This is a genomic window from Enterococcus sp. DIV1059_2 (genome assembly GCF_051713685.1).
Classification (GTDB): domain Bacteria; phylum Bacillota; class Bacilli; order Lactobacillales; family Enterococcaceae; genus Enterococcus_D; species Enterococcus_D casseliflavus.
In genome coordinates this window covers 2273330-2295333 of the sequence record NZ_JBIOQK010000001.1, presented here as the reverse complement: position 1 = coordinate 2295333, position 22004 = coordinate 2273330, and the positions used below count along the sequence as shown (strand labels likewise).

General features: G+C 40.7%; 18 protein-coding genes. 17 read left to right on the top strand and 1 reads right to left on the bottom strand.

Annotation, left to right across the window (positions count from 1 at the left end; translation table 11 throughout):
- Positions 1–107: 107 nt before the first annotated feature.
- A complete protein-coding gene (locus tag IGI72_RS10630; protein ID WP_438754140.1) occupies positions 108–1481 on the top strand; it encodes a gluconokinase in 1374 nt (457 codons plus the stop codon).
- Positions 1482–1499: 18 nt separating this feature from the next.
- Here IGI72_RS10630 and IGI72_RS10625 read toward each other — a convergent pair whose 3' ends face one another.
- The gene (locus tag IGI72_RS10625; protein WP_060792114.1) at positions 1500–2240 is read right to left on the bottom strand and encodes a MurR/RpiR family transcriptional regulator; all 741 of its coding nucleotides are present in this window, start codon (positions 2238–2240) and stop codon (positions 1500–1502) included.
- 151 nt (positions 2241–2391) lie between these two features.
- Between IGI72_RS10625 and IGI72_RS10620 the strand changes: the two genes are divergently transcribed.
- The 16 genes from IGI72_RS10620 (at position 2392) to IGI72_RS10545 (ending at position 21972) form a co-directional block, all read left to right on the top strand.
- Entirely contained in the window at positions 2392–3144 is a 753-nt protein-coding gene (locus IGI72_RS10620) for an IclR family transcriptional regulator (RefSeq protein WP_026008086.1), read from the top strand.
- Positions 3145–3254: 110 nt separating this feature from the next.
- Positions 3255–3902, top strand: coding sequence for a bifunctional 4-hydroxy-2-oxoglutarate aldolase/2-dehydro-3-deoxy-phosphogluconate aldolase (locus IGI72_RS10615; protein WP_005229908.1), 648 nt, complete (start codon positions 3255–3257; stop codon positions 3900–3902).
- 1 nt (position 3903) lies between these two features.
- Positions 3904–4902 carry a PfkB family carbohydrate kinase gene (locus IGI72_RS10610; RefSeq protein WP_438754138.1) on the top strand — a complete coding sequence of 333 codons (999 nt, stop codon included), beginning with the start codon at positions 3904–3906 and terminating at the stop codon, positions 4900–4902.
- Between the two features lie 12 nt (positions 4903–4914).
- A complete protein-coding gene (gene kduI, locus IGI72_RS10605; protein WP_005229915.1) occupies positions 4915–5757 on the top strand; it encodes a 5-dehydro-4-deoxy-D-glucuronate isomerase in 843 nt (280 codons plus the stop codon).
- Positions 5758–5779: 22 nt separating this feature from the next.
- On the top strand, positions 5780–6586 hold the full coding sequence (locus IGI72_RS10600; protein WP_438754136.1) for a gluconate 5-dehydrogenase: 807 nt from the start codon (positions 5780–5782) through the stop codon (positions 6584–6586).
- Between the two features lie 138 nt (positions 6587–6724).
- Entirely contained in the window at positions 6725–9463 is a 2739-nt protein-coding gene (locus IGI72_RS10595) for a sigma 54-interacting transcriptional regulator (RefSeq protein ID WP_438754134.1), read from the top strand.
- Between the two features lie 261 nt (positions 9464–9724).
- A complete protein-coding gene (locus IGI72_RS10590; RefSeq protein WP_016621199.1) occupies positions 9725–10213 on the top strand; it encodes a PTS system mannose/fructose/N-acetylgalactosamine-transporter subunit IIB in 489 nt (162 codons plus the stop codon).
- 4 nt (positions 10214–10217) lie between these two features.
- Entirely contained in the window at positions 10218–11078 is an 861-nt protein-coding gene (locus IGI72_RS10585; protein ID WP_016621198.1) for a PTS mannose/fructose/sorbose/N-acetylgalactosamine transporter subunit IIC, read from the top strand.
- Positions 11071–11913, top strand: a complete 843-nt coding sequence (locus tag IGI72_RS10580) for a PTS system mannose/fructose/sorbose family transporter subunit IID (RefSeq protein WP_016621197.1) — start codon at positions 11071–11073, stop codon at positions 11911–11913. Before IGI72_RS10585 ends, IGI72_RS10580 begins: the two co-directional genes overlap by 8 nt.
- Before the next feature lie 202 nt (positions 11914–12115).
- Positions 12116–12526 carry a PTS sugar transporter subunit IIA gene (locus IGI72_RS10575; RefSeq protein WP_325836774.1) on the top strand — a complete coding sequence of 137 codons (411 nt, stop codon included), beginning with the start codon at positions 12116–12118 and terminating at the stop codon, positions 12524–12526.
- Complete coding sequence (locus tag IGI72_RS10570; RefSeq protein ID WP_438754131.1) at positions 12526–14304, top strand: DUF2264 domain-containing protein; 1779 nt, start codon at positions 12526–12528, stop codon at positions 14302–14304. Before IGI72_RS10575 ends, IGI72_RS10570 begins: the two co-directional genes overlap by 1 nt.
- The gene (locus tag IGI72_RS10565; RefSeq protein ID WP_438754129.1) at positions 14301–15431 is read left to right on the top strand and encodes a glycoside hydrolase family 88 protein; all 1131 of its coding nucleotides are present in this window, start codon (positions 14301–14303) and stop codon (positions 15429–15431) included. Before IGI72_RS10570 ends, IGI72_RS10565 begins: the two co-directional genes overlap by 4 nt.
- 12 nt (positions 15432–15443) lie before the next feature.
- Positions 15444–17636 (top strand): alpha-galactosidase, encoded by a 2193-nt coding sequence (locus IGI72_RS10560; RefSeq protein WP_438754127.1) that lies wholly within the window; start codon positions 15444–15446, stop codon positions 17634–17636.
- A complete protein-coding gene (locus IGI72_RS10555; protein WP_438754125.1) occupies positions 17614–18423 on the top strand; it encodes a hypothetical protein in 810 nt (269 codons plus the stop codon). The genes IGI72_RS10560 and IGI72_RS10555 overlap by 23 nt, the downstream gene beginning before the upstream one ends.
- A complete protein-coding gene (locus tag IGI72_RS10550; protein WP_438754123.1) occupies positions 18420–20003 on the top strand; it encodes a glycoside hydrolase family 43 protein in 1584 nt (527 codons plus the stop codon). The genes IGI72_RS10555 and IGI72_RS10550 overlap by 4 nt, the downstream gene beginning before the upstream one ends.
- Positions 20004–20310: 307 nt before the next feature.
- Positions 20311–21972 (top strand): sensor histidine kinase, encoded by a 1662-nt coding sequence (locus IGI72_RS10545; RefSeq protein ID WP_151195035.1) that lies wholly within the window; start codon positions 20311–20313, stop codon positions 21970–21972.
- Positions 21973–22004 lie beyond the last annotated feature (32 nt).

Here is a 22004-nt window from a genome sequence, read left to right as displayed (position 1 = left end):
TCACCACGAAACGTCTTATCAACAAAAAGATCAGACAGGTATACTAGAATATGCCACTAACTATGGTAGAATAAAGCTAATTGAATCAGATGAGAGGGAGCAATGCGATGTTTTTAGGGATTGATATCGGCACGACAGCCATAAAATTTGGGGTCATTGAAGATCGGAAAATCATTTACTCACAGTCATTACCAATCAAAACCCATAGCCACGGGTTAAAACAGACCCAATCAGCGACCCAGATCAGTAGCCAATTAATCAGTGGTGTCACAACGATTCCCGCTCAATTAAAAGCGGCAATCACAGTGATCGGGTTCAGTACCGCCATGCACAGCTTGATGCCAGTGGAGGGTGAGACAGCAGAAGAGATTTACATTTGGTCAGACAATCAAGCGAGTCAAACGATGACGGCCTTTCGTCAAACGGATCTGGCGGCAACGTTTTATGAAGAGACAGGGACACCGATCCATGCGATGTCTCCCTTTGCGAAACTTGCTTATTTTCAAACAAATGGTTCATATTCCAAAGAGACGAAATGGTTTGGCTTAAAAGAACTAGCAATGGCGTTGTTTACCGGACAAGCACGGATCGATTATAGTACCGCATCAGCGACCGGTCTTTTTTCTTTGAAAGAAAAGCAATGGAGTCAAAAGATTCTCAATTATTTATCCCTTTCAAAAGCCCAGTTGGCGCCTTTATGTGCACCGACTGATCGTTTTTTGATTACCGAGGAGATGGCGCAGCGGTGTGGCTTGAAACCTGAGGTAGAAGTGATGTGTGGGGCTAGCGATGGGTGTTTAGCAGCATATGCTGGCTATATTTCTACAGGGATCCGCAACAGCTTGACGATCGGAACCAGTGCGGCGGTTCGTAAAGTAAGTGAGACCACCGTCTTTGATCACCAAAAACAAAATTTTTGCTACTATCTGCAAGATGACCTCTATGTCGTAGGGGCACCTTCAAACAATGGTGGCTGTGTCCTTGCTTGGGCAAAAGAGACCTTATCAGAAGATCCTGATGCGTTTTATCAGTATCTGCCTCAAGTCATGGAGGAGTCGCCGATCGGCAGTAACGGCTTACGTTTTTTTCCCTATTTAAACGGGGAGCGGGCACCTTTTTGGACAAATGAGATCACAGGCGGCTTTTCTGGCTTGACCCTGAAACACAATCGCTCAGACATGTTGCGGGCAGTCATCGAAGGCATGCTGATGAACATCGATTTATTAAAGCAAATGGCGCAGTTGGAAGGGGCAGTCACTGTAAGTGGTGGTTTCTTTCAAACAAAACTTTTAGGTCAAATGACCGCGGATGTGTTGGGGCTGACCTGTTATCTTTCCGATGAAAACGAACCGATATTCGGCTTGTATGATTTATACAAAAGCTCTGTTGTGCGGCAAGATCAGCCAGATGAAAAATTTGTTCCTGATCCGCAGAACCAAGCGCTCTATCAAGAATTGGCAAAAACCTATTTTCAAGCATAAGCAAAAACCAGCAATCCACTAGGGTTGCTGGTTTTCTTTTTCAACATGGGTAAAAGCGTCGACGATATATTCCATCAATAAGAGCAGTTTACCAAAGAAGCTAGTGTACTGGATGTTTTGGGTGTCATAGGGACGTTCATCGGTCACTTCAAAGGAAAAGGTCGCTAGTTGATTGGCGCGATGATCACCGTTCCCGCAAAACAAAACAGTTGGTATGTGATGTTCATTGGCTAATGCCATCTTTTCCAGCACTTTTTGTGTTTCGCCAGATTTAGAGATGGTGATCAGCATACTGATGTTCTCGATGTTGTTACTAATGATCCCACCTGAGTCAGAAGCACTGACTAATAAGGTTTTGATGCCGTTGACAAGCATTTTTTTGTGGAGGTATTCTGCCACGATCCCAGAAAAACCTGTTGCATAAATCGTAATAAACTTGTCCTTGTTTCGTCCATAGATTTCTTTGATCGCGTCGATCGTATCTGCAATACTGGCAGCGTCAATTTGGTAATCGATGGCGGCTTCAGTGATCGTCTGATTTTTCAAGCGATTCTTTAAGAAGTAAAGTAGCTCTAGATAGCCAGAAAAACCCAATTTTTGCGCAAGCCGCACGATGGTTGCGGGAGAAGTGTAGATCGCTTTAGCGATTTCTCTTAAGGGCAATCCATCGATCGCAGCGGTATTTGCAAGCAAATAATCAAGGATTTGCAGCTCATTGTCAGTCAATTTTTTTCCTTTGATCAATACATTTAAGTCCATTGTTCGGCACTCCTTTGTCTTGTCTTCATCATACAATGAATAACGACAGAAAGTAAAATGGGAATCGCCTCATGCTGATATATAGGAAAAAGGATTGTGCATTTCCTAAAAAGATATTATAATTTCTTATATAGAAAATAAAGGTGGAGAAATGATGACGCAAAAACCATATGGAACCGTACTACTAAAAGCAGCAACCATTCTAGATTATCTCGCAGAAGCGCCAAGTAAACCATTGCAAGAAATTTCAGAAGCAACGAAACTAACCCCATCCACAGCTTTGAAAATATTAGAAACGCTGCAAATGATCGGCTATGTCAAACGCGACAAAGAGAAGAATTATCGCTTAGGGTCTAAGCTGATCAAGTATGCCAATCAAAACATTCAAGAGCTTGATTTAGTGGAAATCAGCTTGCCTTACTTGGAAGCATTGCAGAAAACGGCGGATGAAACGATCCACTTAGGGGTCTTGACTGCCAATGAGATTCTTTATGTCAATAAATTGGAGCCCCACAATCAAACGATCCGCATGTCTTCAAAAGTAGGGATCACAAGACCGTTGTATAGCTCTGCCATGGGGAAAGCCGTTTTAGCGGAGTTTGATGCCCCTCAAGTGGAAGAATATTTGGCAGCAACGCCTTTAACCGCTTATACCGAAAACACCATTACGAATCAGTTGAAGTTGAAGAAAGAATTGGAACAGGCAAAAGAAAACCAAGTAGCGTTTGATGATGAAGAAATGGAACAAGAAATCTATTGCATCGGCGCCTCACTGATAAAGGATCAGGAGATCGTTGGGGCGTTTTCTATCAGCCTACCGAAATACCGCTTGACCCCAGAATACAAATCGACATTGATCGATGCGATTATTGCGACAAAACAACAAATTGAACAAGCATTATAAACTTTTTAGTGGAAAGCCCTTGCAAATAAAAACGAGAACGGTATAATAAATGTGTAAGTTTCTTTATAATAAATACCATTTTCCAAATAGGAAATAAATGGAGGGTCTCAATGAAAAAAGTAGCGAATTTAATGAAACTAAAAGAAAGCGGCGTGATCGCTGTTGTGCGTGGCGCTTCAAAAGAAGAAGCACTACAAGCAAGTAAAGCGATCGTTGCAGGGGGGATCACTGGCATTGAGTTGACTTTTACAGTGCCTCAAGCGGCGGATGTAATCGCTGAATTAGTAGCAACCTTCAAAGATAATCCAGAGGTAGTCGTTGGTGCGGGGACCGTTCTTGATGCAGTGACCGCTCGCTTAGCGATCATGGCAGGAGCACAATATGTGGTAAGCCCAACCTTTGATCAAGAAACAGCTGAATTATGTAATTTATATCAAATCCCGTATCTGCCTGGTTGCATGACCATTTCAGAAATGAAGGACGCCTTAAAAGCAGGCGCAGATATCATTAAACTATTCCCGGGTAGTGCGTATGGACCAAGTATCATCTCGGCCTTCAAAGCGCCATTGCCACAATTAAACATTATGCCGACCGGTGGTGTCAGCTTAGACAACATGCAAGAATGGTTTGCGGCGGGTGTCGTAGCCGTTGGTGTAGGGGGCAATTTGTTAGCGCCAGCAGCAAGTGGGGATTTTGACAAAGTAACAGAAGTAGCGAAACAATATGCGGCAAAATTAAAAGAGATTCGAGGAAAGTAAGATGGCAAACATTCTGACACTAGGAGAAATCATGTTGCGTCTATCGACAACGTTAGGCGACCGAATCGCCCATAGTTCGATGTTTGCTGCCCATTATGGCGGTGGAGAAGCCAATGTTGCGATCTCCTTAGCGAATTTTGGTCATCGCGTTTCTTTTGCTAGTAAAGTGCCTGAGAATGCTTTAGGAGATGCCGTTTTTCATCATTTACGAAGCTATGGCGTCGATTGTCGCCACGTGCTTCGTGGCGGTTCCCGACTAGGTACTTACTATATTGAAACCGGTATCGGGGAACGAGCAGCGCGAGTGGTTTATGATCGCGCAGGCTCTAGCTTTGCTCAAATGAAAGAAAATGAGTGGCAATCTGACCTTTTTGATGGGGTTGATATTGTTCACCTTTCAGGGATCACGCCCGCTCTTTCAACGACTTGGCAGACACTTTTGCTGACGTTGATCAAAGAAGCGAAAGCAGCTGGTTGTAAAATCAGTTTCGATATCAATTATCGTGGAAAGCTGTGGACGACCGCTGAAGCACGCGTCTTTTTGCAAGAAGTGCTCCCCTATGTCGATTATTGCTCGGCAGGACAGTTAGATGCCCAAGTCTTTATGGATGTATCAGCTCCAACAGAGGAAGTCGAAGATGACTACTATTATCAAGAAATGCATCGGAAATACCCAAATATCCAGCTCTTTTATTCAACTAGTCGTCAGGTGCTCTCAGCAAGTCACAATCAATTGACAGGAAGCCTATGGCACAACGGCAATTATGTCATTTCTGCTACCCATGAGATCAATCCAATCGTTGATCGCGTCGGCGGCGGCGATGCCTTTTCAGCTGGTATCCTTCATGGTCTTGTCACGAAGAAACAAGACCAAGAAATCATTGATTTTGCCACTGCAGCATCTGCTTTGAAACATACGATCCATGGCGACTGTAATCAGTTTAGCGCCAATGAGATACAAGAATTTATTGCAACAGGTTCAGGAAAAATTATCCGATAGGAGGAATAAAACATGCAACACATGGAAACACGCTATACCCATAGTCCACTTGATATTCGTCACTATAGTACCGAGGAATTACGCAGAGAATTTTTGGTAGAGAAAATTTTCACACCAGGACAAATCATGCTGACCTATACCCACAATGATCGGATGATCTTTGGCGGAGTGACACCGACAGAAGAAGCGTTAGAAGTGCAATTAAGCAGCGAATTAGGGGTGGAATACTTCTTAGAACGTCGCGAATTAGGTGTCATCAATATTGGAGGACCTGGTGCGATCACGATCGATGGCCAAAAAGAACCAATGAAAAAACAAGACGGCTACTATATCGGCAAGGAAACCAAACAAGTCTTGTTCCACTCAGATGATCCAGCAAATCCAGCGAAATTCTATCTATCTTGCGTGCCAGCACATAAGAAATACCCAAATGTAAAAATCAGTATCGATCAAGTCACACCAATGGAGACAGGCGAGGGCTTGACATTAAATGAACGGAAAATTTATCAATACATTCACCCAAATGTTTGTGAAAGCTGTCAATTACAAATGGGGTACACGATCTTAGAACCAGGCAGTGCTTGGAATACGATGCCAAGTCATACACATGAACGTCGGATGGAAGCATATGTGTATTTTGATTTTGCCAACGAAGACACAAAAGTGTTCCATATGATGGGCAAACCAGATGAAACGAAGCATTTAGTCGTTAGTGAAGAACAAGCAGTTATTTCTCCAAGCTGGTCGATCCATTCGGGTGTTGGAACCAGTAACTACTCATTTATCTGGGCAATGTGTGGCGAAAATATCACCTATACCGACATGGATATGGTGGCAATGGACGACTTAAAATAAAAAGAAAGAGGGTTTATCAATTATGGATTTTTCAATGGATCAATTTCGTTTAGATGGTAAGATCGCATTAGTGACAGGAGCTGTCTATGGGATCGGTTTTACGATCGCTCGTTCATTAGCAGCAGCAGGAGCAACGATCGTTTTTAACAACTTGGATCAAGAATCAGTGGATAAAGGATTAGCAAACTATCGTGAAGCAGGGATCGAAGCCCACGGCTATGTCTGTGATGTAACGGATGAAAAAGCAGTCAACGAAATGGTCAAGCAGATCGAAGAAGAAGTTGGCGTGATCGATATCTTAGTCAATAATGCTGGGATCATCAAACGAATTCCGATGTTGGAGATGTCTGCTGAAGACTTCCGCCAAGTCGTTGACGTGGACTTGAACGCTCCATTTATCGTTTCAAAAGCAGTCTTACCGTCAATGATCAAAAAAGGACATGGAAAAATCATTAACATTTGCTCAATGATGAGTGAATTGGGAAGAGAAACGGTGGCTGGTTACGCAGCGGCTAAAGGCGGCTTGAAAATGTTGACGAAAAACATTTGTGCTGAATTTGGTTCAGCTAACATTCAATGTAATGGGATCGGACCTGGTTATATTGCAACACCGCAAACCGCACCATTACGAGAGATCCAACCAGACGGTTCTCGTCAACCATTTGATCAATTTATCGTAGCGAAAACACCTGCTGCCCGTTGGGGTGAGCCAGAAGATTTAGCAGGACCAACGGTTTTCTTAGCTTCTGAGGCATCCAACTTTGTCAATGGCCATGTCTTATATGTAGACGGCGGTATCTTGGCGTATATCGGGAAACAACCTGAATAAAACAATCGTAAGGAGGCAGAATTCTTTTTGAATTGCTGTCTCCTTTGTTGTAGACTGTAAGGGCTACAAGAAGATAATAGAACACGTAGCAAAGAAGAATAAAGACTTTTGTAAAAAGTTTTGAATAGAGGGGAAAAGATGTCAAAAGAAAGAGTTTTGACTGTTTTGAAGGAGCATACGAATCAAGTTGAAAAAATTGCACCAAGTGAGACCTTAACGACAGAAGGGATTTCCGAAAAAGTCGGTATTCAAAGAAATACCACGAGCCAATACTTGAACGAATTAGTAAAAGAAGAACGGGTCCTTAAGATTCGTAGTAGACCGGCAATCTTTTATGACAAAACAGTTTTTTCTGAACGCTTTTTTACGCCAAAACAGACCGTCTACGATACCTATGAAGAGCTTCTAAATGAAACAAAAAATCAAGAGCAGGGAAATGATGTTTTTTCGACATTGATCGGAAATCGTTCAAGTTTGCAGCGAGTGATTGATCAAATCAAAGCTGCCTCATTTTATCCCGACACAGGACTGCCAATCATGCTTCATGGAGAAACCGGTGTTGGTAAGAGTTTACTCGCAAAAAAGATGCATGAATTTTGCGTTGAAAAAAAGCTCATTGGAGAAACTGCCCCCTTTTTTGAATTAAATTGTGCGCAGTACTATCATAATCAAGAGTTATTGAGTAGTATCTTATTTGGCTATAAAAAAGGTGCATTCACTGGGGCAAACGAAGAACAAGTAGGCCTTTTGGAAGCTGCTGACGGGGGAATCTTATTTTTAGATGAATGCCATCGTTTACCAGCAGAAAGCCAAGAGAAATTATTTACCTTTATGGATAATCAAACCTTTTCGAGAATAGGTGAAAGTAATAAAACCAGAAAAGCGCAGGTCCGTTTGATTTTTGCAACTACGGAAGATATTCAGCAAAATTTTTTAAGAACATTTATCCGACGCGTGCCCATCACGGTTCAGATCCCGTCGTTGCAACAACGGACAAAAAAAGAAATTTCTGAATATATCTATACGTTTTTGATTCATGAAAGTCAAAAATTTGCAAAAGAAATCGTCATTACGTCATGGGTCTTGAATCGGTTGTTGTATTTAAATTATCGCGACAATGTCGGTGAATTGAAAAACTTGATCAAGATCATCTGTGCAAATGCGTATAGTCGTCAAAAAAATCACCCCTATGTTTTGATCAATTCCGAGTCAATCGAAAATAGTTTGTTGTCTCGATTTCTTTCTTTGAAAGAAATCGATAATCTAGAAAACAAAGATATCCGCATCACACCCCAAAGCCAAGCCGGTGATTTCATGCACCTAGAAACAGCGGATAGTACGATCATTCATGCAATCTTTAAAGTTTTTGAGAAATTGTTTCAGCAATATGAAAGCGGTGGAATCACTGAAGATTATTTAGTCAAACAGCTTTCTAGAGAAGCCAGCACAGTCGTGGAGATGTTGGTTTACGAGGATGCAGAAGAAAAACCAACCTTGAAGTTATTGCGTAATACAGTCAAGGAACTAGTAAATTTCTTAGAAGCTAGTTTTTTTATCAAAATTCGTGGCAACTCGATTATCGCCCTGACAAGTTATTTGTATAAACGGAATAATTTTATTTTCAATATTCCCAAAATTGACGAAAAGACCATTGATTCGATCGAATCGTTTATGAATGTGCATTTATTGATGGAATCAAAGCTCCTCAATTCTTTATTGGAATTAGTAGAGACAAAGCTTGATGTTACTTTGATGAGAATGGAAAAAATCTTACTGGCTTTTTACTTCAAAGGATTAGGTTTAGAAAGCCAACAAGACGCGATCCGAGGCGTCATTTTGGCCCACGGATTTTCCACTGCTAGCAGTATCGCTGATGTCGTGAATCGTTTTATGAAGGAACACATTTTTGATGCCTTTGATATGCCTTTTAATGTCAGCGTGGATAAAGTCAAAGAATTTATGACGCATTATATAAAAGCCAATGATTGCTCAAAAGGATTGATCGTTTTAGCGGACATGGGTTCACTTATGTTCTTAGCAGATACGTTAGAACCATTGTTAGATGGGCCATTATTGATTATCAATAACGTCACGACACAGCAAGCATTATTCGTGGGTGAAATGATGCAAAATAATTACGACCTTAAGATTATTGGCGATAAAATCAAGGAAGGTCTCTCGATCGAATACAAAGTTACTTATCCGAGAAAGCAAAAGCAGCCACTGCTGATCACTGTTTGTCAGACTGGTCTTGGAACAGCACAGCAGCTGCAATCATTTTTGAAAGCGAGTATCCCTGAAGAAACGAAGTTTGAGATCGAAGCGGTAGATTACCATTACTTGAAAAAGTATGGAAAGAAGAATGGTCTATTTCAACAATATGATGTGCAAGGAATCGTGGGAACAGCTGATCCAGAAATTGATGGTGTCCCATACATCGCTTTAGAAGACTTGATTTCTGGTAAAGGGCAAGAAATCATTGATGATATTTTTGTTCTTGTCAAAGATCCGGCCATTCGTAAAGCGATCAATGACAATCTTGTACGAAATCTATCGATCGAACGGCTGCTTTCGGCGGTGACGATCTTAGATGTCAATAAAGTCATTTCCTATATTGACCAAGGATTTGTTAGTTTGGAGCGGTACTTACAGCTTCAATTATCCAACAGTAAAAAAGCGATATTATATGTACATATCGCAAGCTTAGTAGAACGTCTGATCCGAAATCAAGAAGTCCCAATTTACCAAGGAGATCCGAGCAAGTTTATGGAAGAAAAAGCAACTATCGCCAAAGCATTAGAGGGCTTAGAGGTGGCTTACAATATCAAAATCAGCGAATACGAGCTAAATTATCTCTGTGAGATTATTTTCGACTGATAAAAATCCTTCTTCGACACTAAAACAATCCATTCCGACAGATGATCAAGTGTTTCGTTTTCACTTTTTTGGCTGGAAAGAATGGATTTTTTTTGTTTTTAAACTAGGAACAATTTTTTATATCAGTAAATAGAAAGCCTTTTATGATAGCGTTTTTATTTATTCTTGTGAGAAGATGAGCGAAATATTTGTTATCGCCAGAAACTTGGCACAGAAATTGCTTATTAGTAATACGACAAAACAAAAAATGGAGGAAACAATATGATCTCAATGATAAGAATCGATGACCGTCTTGTGCATGGTCAAGTAGCTGTGAAATGGTCGAAGGAGTTGGGGATTAGTCGCATCGTCGTCGTTAGTGATAGTATCGCACAAAACGAAATTCAAGTAAGTGCGTTAAAAATGGCAGGGCCTTCAGGGGTGAAAGTTGCAGTGCTCTCATTAGAAAAAGCGATTGCTATTTTGAATGATCCACGCTCGGAACAATTAAAAATCTTAGTTGTTACAAATGAACCGAAATATGTCGCTGGTCTTGTGCCAAAACTTAAAGAGAAACCAATGTTGAATATGGCAAATTATGGACGGATCGGCGGTAGTCTGTCAGACAAAGAAAAAATCACAGAGACTGTCTATTTATCAGAAGAAGACAAAGAAACACTGAAAGAGATCTTTGATGCTGGGTATGATTTTAGCTATCAACCGTTACCAGATGATACCCCACAATCTTTGAAATCATTAATAGGAGGTTAAACTTATGTTAGTCAATGCGTTAATCGTTGGATTTGTCGTCGCTTTAGCAAAATTTTTGGATTGGTGGGGGTCCACTCAGCTAGCTAGACCTATTTTTATCGTTGCCTTATTAGGAATGCTTCTCGGTCATCCGACTGAAGGAATTATTATGGGTGCTCAGCTGGAATTGATTTTCTTAGGAAATGTTAGTTTAGGAGGCGTTATGCCTTCGGATATTACTTTAGGATCCATTTTTGGTGCTGCATTTGCCATGATCGTTGGTTCGGATTTAAATGTAGCGATCGCACTAGCTGTACCGATCTCCATGTTAGGTACCTTGCTATATTCCGTTATGAAGATGGTTGTCACTTCATTAGTTCCTCGATTTGAAAAACATATCAAGGATCACAATTATCGAGCATTCAGCCGGTTATGGCATATTCAGTTTTGGGGATTTGAACTGTGCTATTTCTTATTAGGTTTTGTCGTTATCCTTTTAGGTGCCGATGCAGTAAAAACGTTTGTTGATTGGTTACCCGAGTGGGTTCAAAGTTCTATGACCGTCGCTTCAACCATGCTACCAGCAATTGGACTTGCTCTACTACTAAAAATGCTATGGCAAAAATCTTTGGCTCCCTATTACTTTTTAGGATTTGCTTTAGGTGCATTCTTTTTCTATCAACGTGCGACCGAAGTCAAAGATGGTGTGATCACAACCCAATCAAGTAGTATCTTGTCTTTAGTACAGATTGCATTTATCGGATTTATCGTTGCAGCATTAGTTGTGATGGCAGAGTTGAGAGCAGCGAAGAATCCAGCTGTCAGCAGTGGTCCAACTGTATCGACCGCAAGTGAAGACGAAGGAGATGACTTTTTCAATGACTAAAAATGATATGCTTAAATTAAACAAAGAAGAACGAAAAATCGTTTCGAAAATGTTCTGGAGAAACCAATATTTAATGTTTTGTACAAGTTATACAAAGCAACAAGGAATTACCTATGGGTGGTTAATGGCACCTTTTTTACAAAAAGTATATGGAAAAGATACCGATGAGTTTTATGAAGCAATGAATCGTAATTTGGATTTCTATAACACCGCACCTGCAATGAATGGCTTTATCTCTGCTTTAGGGTTATCGATGGAAGAAGAGAATAAGGCAATGAAAGACAAAGGAGAGTTTTTTGATGCTACTTCGATCTCTGCATTAAAAACTTCTTTGATGGGTCCATTAGCTGGAATCGGTGATGCGATTTATCTTTCTGTTTTGCGAGTCATTGCAACCGGGATCGCATTAGGGCTCAGTGAACAAGGAAACATTTTAGGACCGATCTTGTTCTTATTAGTCGTAAATGTACCAAACATGCTGATTCGTTGGTTTACAACGGTGTTAGGCTATAAAGCAGGCGGTCAGTTCATCTCAGAGGCACTCAAATCAGGTACCTTTGCGGCAATTACAAAAGGTTCCGCAGTGTTAGGATTGATCATGACGGGAGCAATGACGGCTCAATTTGTAACGTTTAGAACAACTTTTGTTGCAGAATTGTCAGGAACGACCTTCAACCTGCAAAATGTGTTTGACTCGATCATGCCAGGTTTATTACCGTTAGCGATCACTATGGGTTGCTTTGCCTACTTGCGTAAACACAATCGTCCTGTTTTAGCATTAGTCGTGATGTTTTTAGCATCAGTCGTTTTGACGATTCTAGGTATTGCAGGATAAGTTGATAGAGAACTTTTCTGGTTGATTCAGAGAAGTTCTCTTAGCTTTTGATCGACATAAATACGTTTGGTCCTCGTTCGAGACAGTTGCAGGCATCATTTTCGAAAAGGAAAAACAAACAGTTCGCCACTTTCGACAGAAAGTTGGCATACATATTGCTTATAACTAAGCGAATAGCAAAATCGAACAAGGAGTGAACAAAGTGAAGAAAAAATATTTTTTGATCTCACATAACGAATTAGCCAATGGCTTGAAAAAAGCATTAGAAATGATTATCGGCACTCAGAAAAATTTATATGCCTTTGGACTGATGCCAGGAGGCCATCCAGATTTGATCACCAATCAAATCGAAGCGCTGATCGATGAGGAAACACAAGTTGTTATTCTAGGTGATATTGCTGGTGGCAGTGTTTGTAACTCGGCCATGCGTTTGACCCAGCAACCGAATGTCGTATTAGTTACCGGTATGAATCTCCCTCTTGCTATGGAAATTATAGTTAGTCAAAGCACATCAGAACAGCAGATCGCAGCAATTATTGAAGAGGTACGCAAGGGGATGACTGTTCAAAATTTACGTCCTTCTATCAAAGAATCATTCGAGGATTTCTTTTAATGATGATTTCTCAAAAAGACTTGCAGATGTGGATGGAAAGGATGTTGCCCAACGATCGCTCATATCTGGCACAAAGCGGTAGCAGCTATACCAAAGAAATTCGATCGTTTGAAGCAATAATGAGGAGTTTTTGGGGGATTTTCCCAGCGTATGGTGACCAACCCCAGAAGCTCAAGACATTCGACACTGTCCAAGATTTTATTGATTGTGTCGAAGAAGGAAATTTACCTAAACTCTCAACAGAAAATCGCCAGATTGCAGTGGAATTAGGTGTATTAGGTTTTATGTTGGGTCGTTATCCATCCTCCTTCTTTCAACTATTTTCGAACAAAGGTAAAAAAGAACTCCTCGCATGGTTATATCAAATCAACGAGATTGATCTGCCAAAGGGCAATTGGTTTTTCTTTTTGCTATTGGTCAATCTTGGTTTGAAGAAAAATAATAGTCCTTATTCTCAAGAGAAAATAGACGAAGCAGTGGCAATAATTGAAGAATGTTATTTAGGTGAAGGATGGTACTCAGATGGGGTCAATCGCCAAAGAGACTATTATGTTGCTTTTGCTTTTCACTTTTATGGGTTATTGATCGATTATTGCTTTCCTGAAGAGATCAAAACGCGCTACAAAAAGCGAGCCATCATTTTTGCAGAATCGTTTAAACACTGGTTTGACGCAGAGGGTCGATCGATTCCTTTTGGTCGTAGTTTGACCTATCGTTTTGCACATTGTTCGTTTTGGAGTGCGCTTTTGCTTACAGAGGCCTATCGAGAAACGAGTTTGTCTGTGTCCGAAATAAAAGGACTAATGGAAAAAAATATTTCTGATTGGCAAAAAAGACCTATCGTTTTACCTAAGGAACAAAACCTCTCGATCGGATATGGATACAATCAGCAATTATTATCGGAAGATTACAATGCCCCCGGGTCACCTATGTGGGCATTTAAAACCTTTGTTGTGCTCGCACTTCCTGAAAAGCATGAGTTTTGGCAGGCGATCAGCGCCATGAACATCCAACGAAGAGATAAAACGGTTCAAGCACATGCTGGATTTCATATCAATCACGACTTACATCAGACAACCGCGTTAAGTAGTTTGCAATGTAGCAATAATCCACTTTTGTACCATCATTTTGAAAAGTATAGCAAGTTTGCTTATTCAAGCTATTTTGGCTTTAATGTCACGCGGGATATCCAAGGAATCGAGCAATTTGCAATCGATTCGACGTTAGCAGTTTCAATACCCGGTCATCAGCAGTATATGACCCGTGGGAAAATTGAAAAAACAAAGATGTATGATTCCTATGGGGTTAGTTTTTGGCATGTCTGGCAAGAGGTTTCGATCACGACGTATTTGGTTCCAATCGATGCTGCCAATCATATCCGCATTCATGAGATTCTTACAAACCAACCGTTGGAAGTGGTTGAAGGTGGTTTTCCTTTGGCAAATTGGAACCGCAAATACAATCAGGCGATCATTCAGGAGAATTCTTGCGCTATTGAAAACGAACAAGGGGAATCGATCATTCGTAATCTTGGTGATGTGCGAACTGCCAGAGTGATTCCTCAAGGACCTAATACCAATATTTATTCTAGTGAAAAAAATGCAGTTCCGACGTTAACGACTATGATCGAAGCTGGGCGGACTGTTTTGGCTGCGCATATCATTGGTCAAAAAAACAAGCAGCTGCTTCCAAAAGTGACTTTTCATGAAACGAATAATGCGTTTCAACTTAGGGGAAACGTTGATTTAACAATTAAAAAGGAGCGATTTGCGAAATGAATGATGAAATCAAACAATGGGCGCTAAAAATTTTTGAAAAAATCGACCACAAATTAGAAGTACAAGTAGCACGGGTGGGGGAAAAAATTCCGTACATTCCTAATGAGATGACAGGTTTATATGAAGAAGATAAAGGTGTAACAGATCCCGTGTGGTGGACCAATGGGTTCTGGGCTGGGATGTTGTGGCAGATGTATCACGCAACTGGGAAACCAGCCTATAAAGAAACAGCAGAAATAAATGAAGTTCGGTTGGATAAAGCTTTCGATCAATACACCGGACTGCATCATGATGTTGGGTTTATGTGGCTGCATACAGCGGTCGCTAATTACCGTTTGACGGAAAATGAGCGTTCAAAAGCAAGAGGACTACATGCTGCACATCTATTAGCGGGTCGCTACAATCCAAGAGGAGGTTTTATTCGCTCTTGGAATCGCGATCGTTCCGGTTGGGTCATTATTGATTCGATGCTAAATATTCCCTTGTTGTATTGGGCAGAAGAAGCAATCGGTGATCCACGTTTTCGTTATATGGCAGAAGACCATGCCGACAAAGTAATGAATCACATCGTTCGACCAGATGGTTCAGTCAATCATATCGGTGTATTTGATCCAACAAACGGTGAACTAGTTGAAACACCAGCCGGACAAGGCTATGCCTCAGGTTCTGCTTGGTCTCGTGGCCAATCGTGGGCAATCTATGGATTTGCATTAAGTTATCTGCATACGGGGAAAAAGGAATATTTAGAAACAGCCAAAAAAGTTGCTCACTATTTTATTGCGGAAGTCTCGAAAACAGACTGGGTACCAGTTGTTGATTTTCGTTCACCTAAAAATCCCGTGATGATCGATACTTCTGCTGGATTATGTGCTGCCTGTGGCCTATTGGAAATCGCAAAACACGTAGACGATTTAGAAAAAGATCTTTACACAGATGCGGCGATCAATATTTTAAAAGCGACAGAGGCCAACTATGCGATTCGGGATGAGGAAAAAGACGGTTTGATTGATTGCGCAACAGGCAGCTATCACGATGAACCGTGGACAGAAGTGCCGATCATTTACAGTGATTATTATTTTGTCGAAGCGATTTTACGCTTGCTAGATAAAGATTTTTTGATTTGGTAAAAGGAGCGACCAATGAACTGTTCAGGCAAAGAAACGATCACGCTTACAACAAAGCACAGCCAACTTAGCTTTATAGTCACAGAGAATGGCTATCTAACTTTGGCTTATTTTGGAAAAAAACTACCCAAAAGTGATCTATCCTATGTGATCACGGAGATTCCAAGGGCAAGCTATTTGGCTGATACCGACAGTATTGAAAACTTTAAGCTGGAACAGCTACCTGTAGGCTATCCTGCATTTGGCAATTCTGATCTAAGAAGTCCAGCTCATCAAGAGATTTACGCTGACGGCAGCCGTCTTTCGGATTTTAGATACGTTGATCATTCATTTAGTAAAATCAAACAGCCACTGAATGGATTGCCTTACGCAAATACTGAAAGGCTTGATTATCTAATTATTGAATTAAGCGATCGTTATACAGGAGTGAGTCTCCACCTAAAGATCACTGCGTTTCAGGAGCAAGATGTCTTTACACAATCGGTCACCTTTAGTAATCCTTCAGATCAGGAGGTCGTATTGACCAAAGCGATGTCTCTCAATCTTGACTTTTTAACGGATGATTTTGAGTTATTACTTTTATCAGGGGCTTGGGGTAGAGAAATGCATCTTTCAAGACGCAAACTTGTTCAGGGGCTGCAGGGAATCGATAGTAAACGTGGGGCGAGTGGTCATGGACAAAATCCTTTTATAGCGTTAGTTTCCCCAGATACCACAGAAGCAGCTGGTGCGGTCATCGCTTGTCAATTAATGTACAGTGGGAATTTTGTTGCAAGCGCCGAGGTCGACATGCATCAAAACACCCGGATGCAAATCGGGATCAATCCTTTCGACTTTAGTTGGACATTAGCTCCGAGTGAATCATTTGATACGCCAGAAGCGATTTTCTTGTATGCAGATGGTTTGAATCAAATGAGTCAGAAATTTCATACTTTTTATGAGGACTGTGTCGTACCTCGTGCTTTTAAAAACAAAGAGCGTCCGATTTTATTGAATAATTGGGAGGCAACCTATTTTGACTTTGATCAAGAACGCATTTTGCGATTAGCTAATGAGGGCGCTAAAATCGGTATCGAATGCTTTGTTTTAGATGATGGTTGGTTTGGCAAGCGAGAAAATGAACGAACGTCGTTAGGTGACTGGACACCAAATCAAGAAAAATTGGGGGGCAGTTTGCAACAACTGATTACGGCAATCAAAGAGCTAGGACTCGATTTCGGTTTATGGATCGAACCAGAGATGGTATCGAAAAAAAGCCTTCTCTACCAGCAGCATCCCGAATGGATCGTACGTGTACCAAATCGTCGACCACAGCAAGTCCGATATCAGTATGTTTTAGACTTGTCTTTAAATGAAGTCCAAAAATATTTGATTGAACAGATAACCTGGTTGTTAGATACCCATGAGATCAATTATTTGAAATGGGATATGAATCGCAATATCACTGACAGCTTTTCTAGTGGATTGAAAAAAGAACATCAGCAAGAATTTTCTCATCGCTATATTTTAGGCTTATATCATGTCTTAGAAACGATCACTAAGCGATTTCCTAATGTTTTGATAGAAAGCTGTGCTGGAGGTGGCGGTCGTTTTGATCCGGGCATGCTATATTACACGCCTCAAATCTGGACAAGTGATGACTCTGATGCCATCGCAAGATTAGAAATCCAAAAAGGGACCTCACTGCTTTATCCGCCCAGCACGATGGGCTGCCATGTCACAGCATCGCCGAATCACCAAGTAGGCAGAGTGACCTCCCTTCACACACGAGCACTTGTGGCTCAACAAGGCAATTTTGGGTATGAATTGAATCTTTTAGCATTATCTGAAGCAGAAAAAGATTGTTTGGCACAGCAGATCAAGCAGTACAAGCTAGAAAGGCAAACACTCCAATTTGGTCAACAGACGAGACTCGCTGTCTATGATTCACAAAATGAATACGCATGGCAAAAACAGAACTTAATGACGAGTGAAGTGATCGTTACTCATATCAATATTTTAAATAAACCAAACACAGTTCCAAAGCGCTTAAAGCTGAAATCCTTAAAGAATGACCAACTATATCAAGTCAATGACACGGTACGATCCGGCGCTGAGTTGATGGAAATCGGACTAATGATTCCCAAACCGTCGGAAGATTTTTTTGCAACAAGATGGAAAATTATGCCGATAAAGGAGACACAATATGCTGACACTAAAACTAATTGATCATGAGGGGCACACGATCGAGGAACATACCCACTCAGAAGAAGTTTATCTTGCATTTAAAGATCGGACTTATCAAGCCGGTGAGAAAATTATGCTTACGACGACGAAAGCGCCACTATTCGTCTGGCTGCAAGTGGATGAGGCACTTGCACCAAGTCTGGTTTATTTGAAAGAAAGTGAATGGATTTTTCCAATCATTACAGAAGACACGCTACGGCGAGCGTATTCGCCTAAATTATTTTCAGGAAAACGCCATTATCTACACGCCTGGTTAGCAAAAGAATACGAAATCAACGCCTATCGAAATTTGGCAGTGAATGCCCATGATCAAAAGAATCATAGTGGCGCCTATCCTCATGCTTATGCCAATGTTGAAACTAGAAATGATTCGACATTTTTTGCAAGAAATGCGATCGATGGCATGATCGCCAACGAGAACCACGGGTCTTTTCCATATCAATCATGGGGTATCAATCAACAAGCGGATGCGCAATTGACGATCGATTTTGGTCGCAACGTTGAGATCGACAAAATCGCTTTGGTTCTTAGAGGAGACTATCCTCATGATAGTTACTGGACGCAAGTGACACTCGAATTTTCCAACGGACAACAAGAAATCCTGAAACCAACGAATCAACTCGATCGCCAATATTTCAGCTTTACCAAAATCCGTACTTCCTCAATTTTGTTAAAGGAATTGATTAAGCACCATGATGAATCACCTTTTCCAGCGCTAACACAAATTGAAATTTATGGCACTGAATGTCAACAGGAGGAAAGCAAATGATAGAAAATCCAATTCTTAGAGGATTTAATCCTGACGCCAGTGTAGTCAAAGTCGGATCTGATTATTATCTAGCAACCTCAACGTTTGAATGGATGCCCGGTGTTGAAATCTATCATTCATCTGATTTAGTAAATTGGACGCTAGTTGCTCAGCCGTTACAAGACGAGACCACTATTAGCTTAGTGGGCAATCTAAATTCCGGTAGTATTTGGGCGCCACACTTAAGCTACTCCGAAGGGCAATTTTGGTTGTTGATCACTGATGTGAAAACAGGAACGGCATTCAAAGACACACTGAATTATGTGCTGTCGGCAAAAGAAATTACTGGACCTTGGAGTGAACCTGTCTTTGTCACTGCCAGTGGATTTGATCCGGCATTTTTTCATGATGATGATGGAAAACATTATCTAATGAGTATGCTTTTTGACCATCGTTTGGAAAAGAAACGGTTTGCTGGTCTTGTGATGCAGGAATTCGATTTAGCTACAAAATCTTTGGTGGGGGAAAGAAAAAAATTCTTCGAAGGAACGGATCTGGGGGTCTGTGAGGGGCCACAGATCCTAAAAAAAGATGGTTGGTATTATTTACTAGCAGCTGCTGGTGGAACCGATTATAGTCACGCTGCGACAGTATGTCGAGCAAAACAGGTGATGGGTCCATATGAGCTTTCACCGTATCATCCTTTTTTAACAACTAAAAATGATCCAAAAAATCCGTTACAAAAAAGTGGTCATGCTTCTTTTGTTCAAGTAGCGGCTGATGAATGGTATATCGTTCACATTTGTGCACGCCCATTGACGGAGCGTGGCTATTGTCCATTAGGTCGGGAAACCGCCCTTCAAAAAATAGAGTGGATCGATGGCTGGCCTCGTTTAGCTACTGGTACCTCTGCGCCAGAACGTTTGATTGATGAACCAAGTATTGCCAAAGAAGTTATTCAAAAAAAAGACCATAGTTCTCGGACAGATTTTGATGAGCCGACTTTGCCAAGTTACTTTAAAAGTCTTCGACAGCCAATTGGCAGCCAGTGCTCACTTTCAGAAAGAAAAGGGTATTTACGTCTTTACGGTCAACAAAGTATAACGAGTTTGCATCGTCAGACGTTGATTGCCAGACGTTGGCAGCATTTTGCCTTTCGCGTAGAAACCAAAATGGAATTTGAACCACAGTCGTTTCAACAATTAGCAGGTTTGACCTTATTTTTTGATACAGATAATTGGCATTACCTGCATGTTTCCTACGATGAGGAAACCAAGGAAAAATATATCCAATTAGAAACAGATGCGATCAATCAGTTTCAATATGCTTCAGAACGATTAGTTATCCAACCGAATCTTGCCATTCATTTAGCAGTGGAAGTGGATCATGAATGGGCACAGTTTTCATATGCTGTCGGGGATGAACCATGGCAAATGATTGGTGATCCGGTCTCAGCTGCCCAATTAAGTAGTGATTTTATCAAAGAAAACGGGAAACTAGCTTTTACCGGCGCAATGGTAGGTATCTGTGCACAAGACATGGATAATCATCGATCCTACGCAGATTTTGATTTCTTTACTTACACGGAAAGCCATTCGTGAGAGGGCGTAAAGTAAATCAGCGGGTTTTGCTTAAGCGATTCATTCATTGTTCGCTCGTTTTGTTCAAGGATAGAACGAGATAGCATGAAAGACAAAATAAAAGAAAGACGGGCACAGAATGAATGAGCAGCGCCAGATTGCCCATAGTCTGTGCCTTTTTTCAAAGAATGAAAAGCCTTGAGGAGCAAAAGAAGATCGTATGAATAATGATCGAGTATCATGAACTCAGAATCACGCAGGAACAGAGTAGTCAAATGGCGATAACAATTATGTAAGCGCCTACTTTTTGTCGGAGAGGAGATTACAAATGAATAAACTTTTTGAATTAATCCGACAGCAGTCTTTGCTCAAAAAAATGATCGTTAGTTTAAGTAGCTTGTTTCTCACCTTTTTTCTCATATTATCTACTTATCTTTATCTTCAATCGCAGCGAGTACTGTTGGACCAAGGAGAACTTTTATTAAAGAATGCCAGTGAAAAAAATCAGACGAATTTTAATGTAGGAATTGAATCGATCGAAGAGTTAGGCATCGAGCTGGTTTCAGACAATGAGTTTGTCAATTTTTTACAAAGATATGTTTCCGAAAGGACGATCAACGATCAGCCTTCCTTTGATTTTCAGACGACCGTCATTCCTCTTATACGCAAACTTCTTTCTACCACCCCGACACTGGCAAGTATACAGATACAGCTGTACGACCTTCAATATACTGTTTCATCTAAAAGCATGGTCACTGATCATCAGCTGTATCAGGAAGATCCCTTGACCTTCGGTTGGTATTTGGATCAAGATCAGCAATTATATTATCATTTTCCAATCAATCCTTTTGAATCGAATCAGCGGAAAAAGGGCTGGATCAATCTGTATGTCAATCCTCTTTTTCTTTTCCAATCGGTGAATGAAAATCTCGACAATCAAAGTGGGTTCTCTATTTTAGATGCTACCGGAGCAGTGATCTATGATCCATTGCTGTTTGCTGATCACCAAGATAAGGAAAATTACTTGATTCAGGAAGTTCCATTAAAAAATCAGTGGCAGTTGCTGACTTTTTATGCGAAAGAAAATTTTCGTGTGTCGTTAAAGGATTTTCTGAATAGCAATTTCATTTTGATTATTTTTTTGCTCAGTATGATGATCGTTTTTACGAATATCTTCTATAAATGGCTCGTTTCTCCGATTCGAAGGTTATGCGAAAAAATGAAATTGACGAATGGTCAGCAATTACCGCACAAAATCGCCATTTCGAGTAATGATGAAGTTGGTCAACTAGAAGCAACCTTTAATAAAATGATTGAAGATTTAGAAAACCTTCTGCTTAAGATCAAATCAGATGAAGCCTTGAAAAGAAAGGCGCAGTTGAGTAAATTTCAAGCACAGATTCAACCCCATTTTTTATACAATACGTTAGCAATCATTTCTTGGTGTGCAAAAGCAGGTGAGACAGAGCAAGTCGTTCAAATAACGAACGATCTCGCTCAGTATTATCGACTCATTTTGGCGAAAGGAAAAAACTTCGTTTCTTTAAAAGAAGAATTAGATTTAGTGAAACATTACTTATCCATTCAACGATTACGCTTTGCAGATCAACTTGACTATGAGATTGCTGTTGATCCTGAAATCGATGTAGAGTCGATTCAAATTCTTCATCGAATTTTACAACCCTTAGCAGAGAATGCTTTTCAGCATGGTATCTATGTAAAAGGTCAAGGGAAAATCAAAGTTACTGTTGCTGAAAATGAGGAAACATTAATCCTTCTAGTCGCAGATAATGGCGCGGGTGCCTCGCCAGAGATAGTAGAGAAAATTCGCAGCGGGGAACAATTAGAGCTAAAAAAGGGAGGCTTTTCCTTGCAATCCATCATCAATATCTTGAAATCTTCTTATGGGGATCAGGTGAGGGTAGAATTCTTTTCAAAACAAGGGGAAGGAAGTGTGTTTCAAATTGAGTTGAATAAAAGCGTGCTTTAGGATCAAACTGTTTTATTGTGGTAGATATTACC

Excerpts from the sequence above, each read along its gene's own strand:
- IGI72_RS10630 (WP_438754140.1), top strand. The coding sequence starts at position 108 with ATGTTTTTAGGGATTGATATCGGCACGACAGCCATAAAATTTGGGGTC.
- IGI72_RS10625 (WP_060792114.1), bottom strand. The coding sequence starts at position 2,240 with ATGGACTTAAATGTATTGATCAAAGGAAAAAAATTGACTGACAATGAG.
- IGI72_RS10620 (WP_026008086.1), top strand. The coding sequence starts at position 2,392 with ATGATGACGCAAAAACCATATGGAACCGTACTACTAAAAGCAGCAACC.
- IGI72_RS10615 (WP_005229908.1), top strand. The coding sequence starts at position 3,255 with ATGAAAAAAGTAGCGAATTTAATGAAACTAAAAGAAAGCGGCGTGATC.
- IGI72_RS10610 (WP_438754138.1), top strand. The coding sequence starts at position 3,904 with ATGGCAAACATTCTGACACTAGGAGAAATCATGTTGCGTCTATCGACA.
- kduI (WP_005229915.1), top strand. The coding sequence starts at position 4,915 with ATGCAACACATGGAAACACGCTATACCCATAGTCCACTTGATATTCGT.
- IGI72_RS10600 (WP_438754136.1), top strand. The coding sequence starts at position 5,780 with ATGGATTTTTCAATGGATCAATTTCGTTTAGATGGTAAGATCGCATTA.
- IGI72_RS10595 (WP_438754134.1), top strand. The coding sequence starts at position 6,725 with ATGTCAAAAGAAAGAGTTTTGACTGTTTTGAAGGAGCATACGAATCAA.
- IGI72_RS10590 (WP_016621199.1), top strand. The coding sequence starts at position 9,725 with ATGATCTCAATGATAAGAATCGATGACCGTCTTGTGCATGGTCAAGTA.
- IGI72_RS10585 (WP_016621198.1), top strand. The coding sequence starts at position 10,218 with ATGTTAGTCAATGCGTTAATCGTTGGATTTGTCGTCGCTTTAGCAAAA.
- IGI72_RS10580 (WP_016621197.1), top strand. The coding sequence starts at position 11,071 with ATGACTAAAAATGATATGCTTAAATTAAACAAAGAAGAACGAAAAATC.
- IGI72_RS10570 (WP_438754131.1), top strand. The coding sequence starts at position 12,526 with ATGATGATTTCTCAAAAAGACTTGCAGATGTGGATGGAAAGGATGTTG.
- IGI72_RS10565 (WP_438754129.1), top strand. The coding sequence starts at position 14,301 with ATGAATGATGAAATCAAACAATGGGCGCTAAAAATTTTTGAAAAAATC.
- IGI72_RS10560 (WP_438754127.1), top strand. The coding sequence starts at position 15,444 with ATGAACTGTTCAGGCAAAGAAACGATCACGCTTACAACAAAGCACAGC.
- IGI72_RS10555 (WP_438754125.1), top strand. The coding sequence starts at position 17,614 with ATGCTGACACTAAAACTAATTGATCATGAGGGGCACACGATCGAGGAA.
- IGI72_RS10550 (WP_438754123.1), top strand. The coding sequence starts at position 18,420 with ATGATAGAAAATCCAATTCTTAGAGGATTTAATCCTGACGCCAGTGTA.
- IGI72_RS10545 (WP_151195035.1), top strand. The coding sequence starts at position 20,311 with ATGAATAAACTTTTTGAATTAATCCGACAGCAGTCTTTGCTCAAAAAA.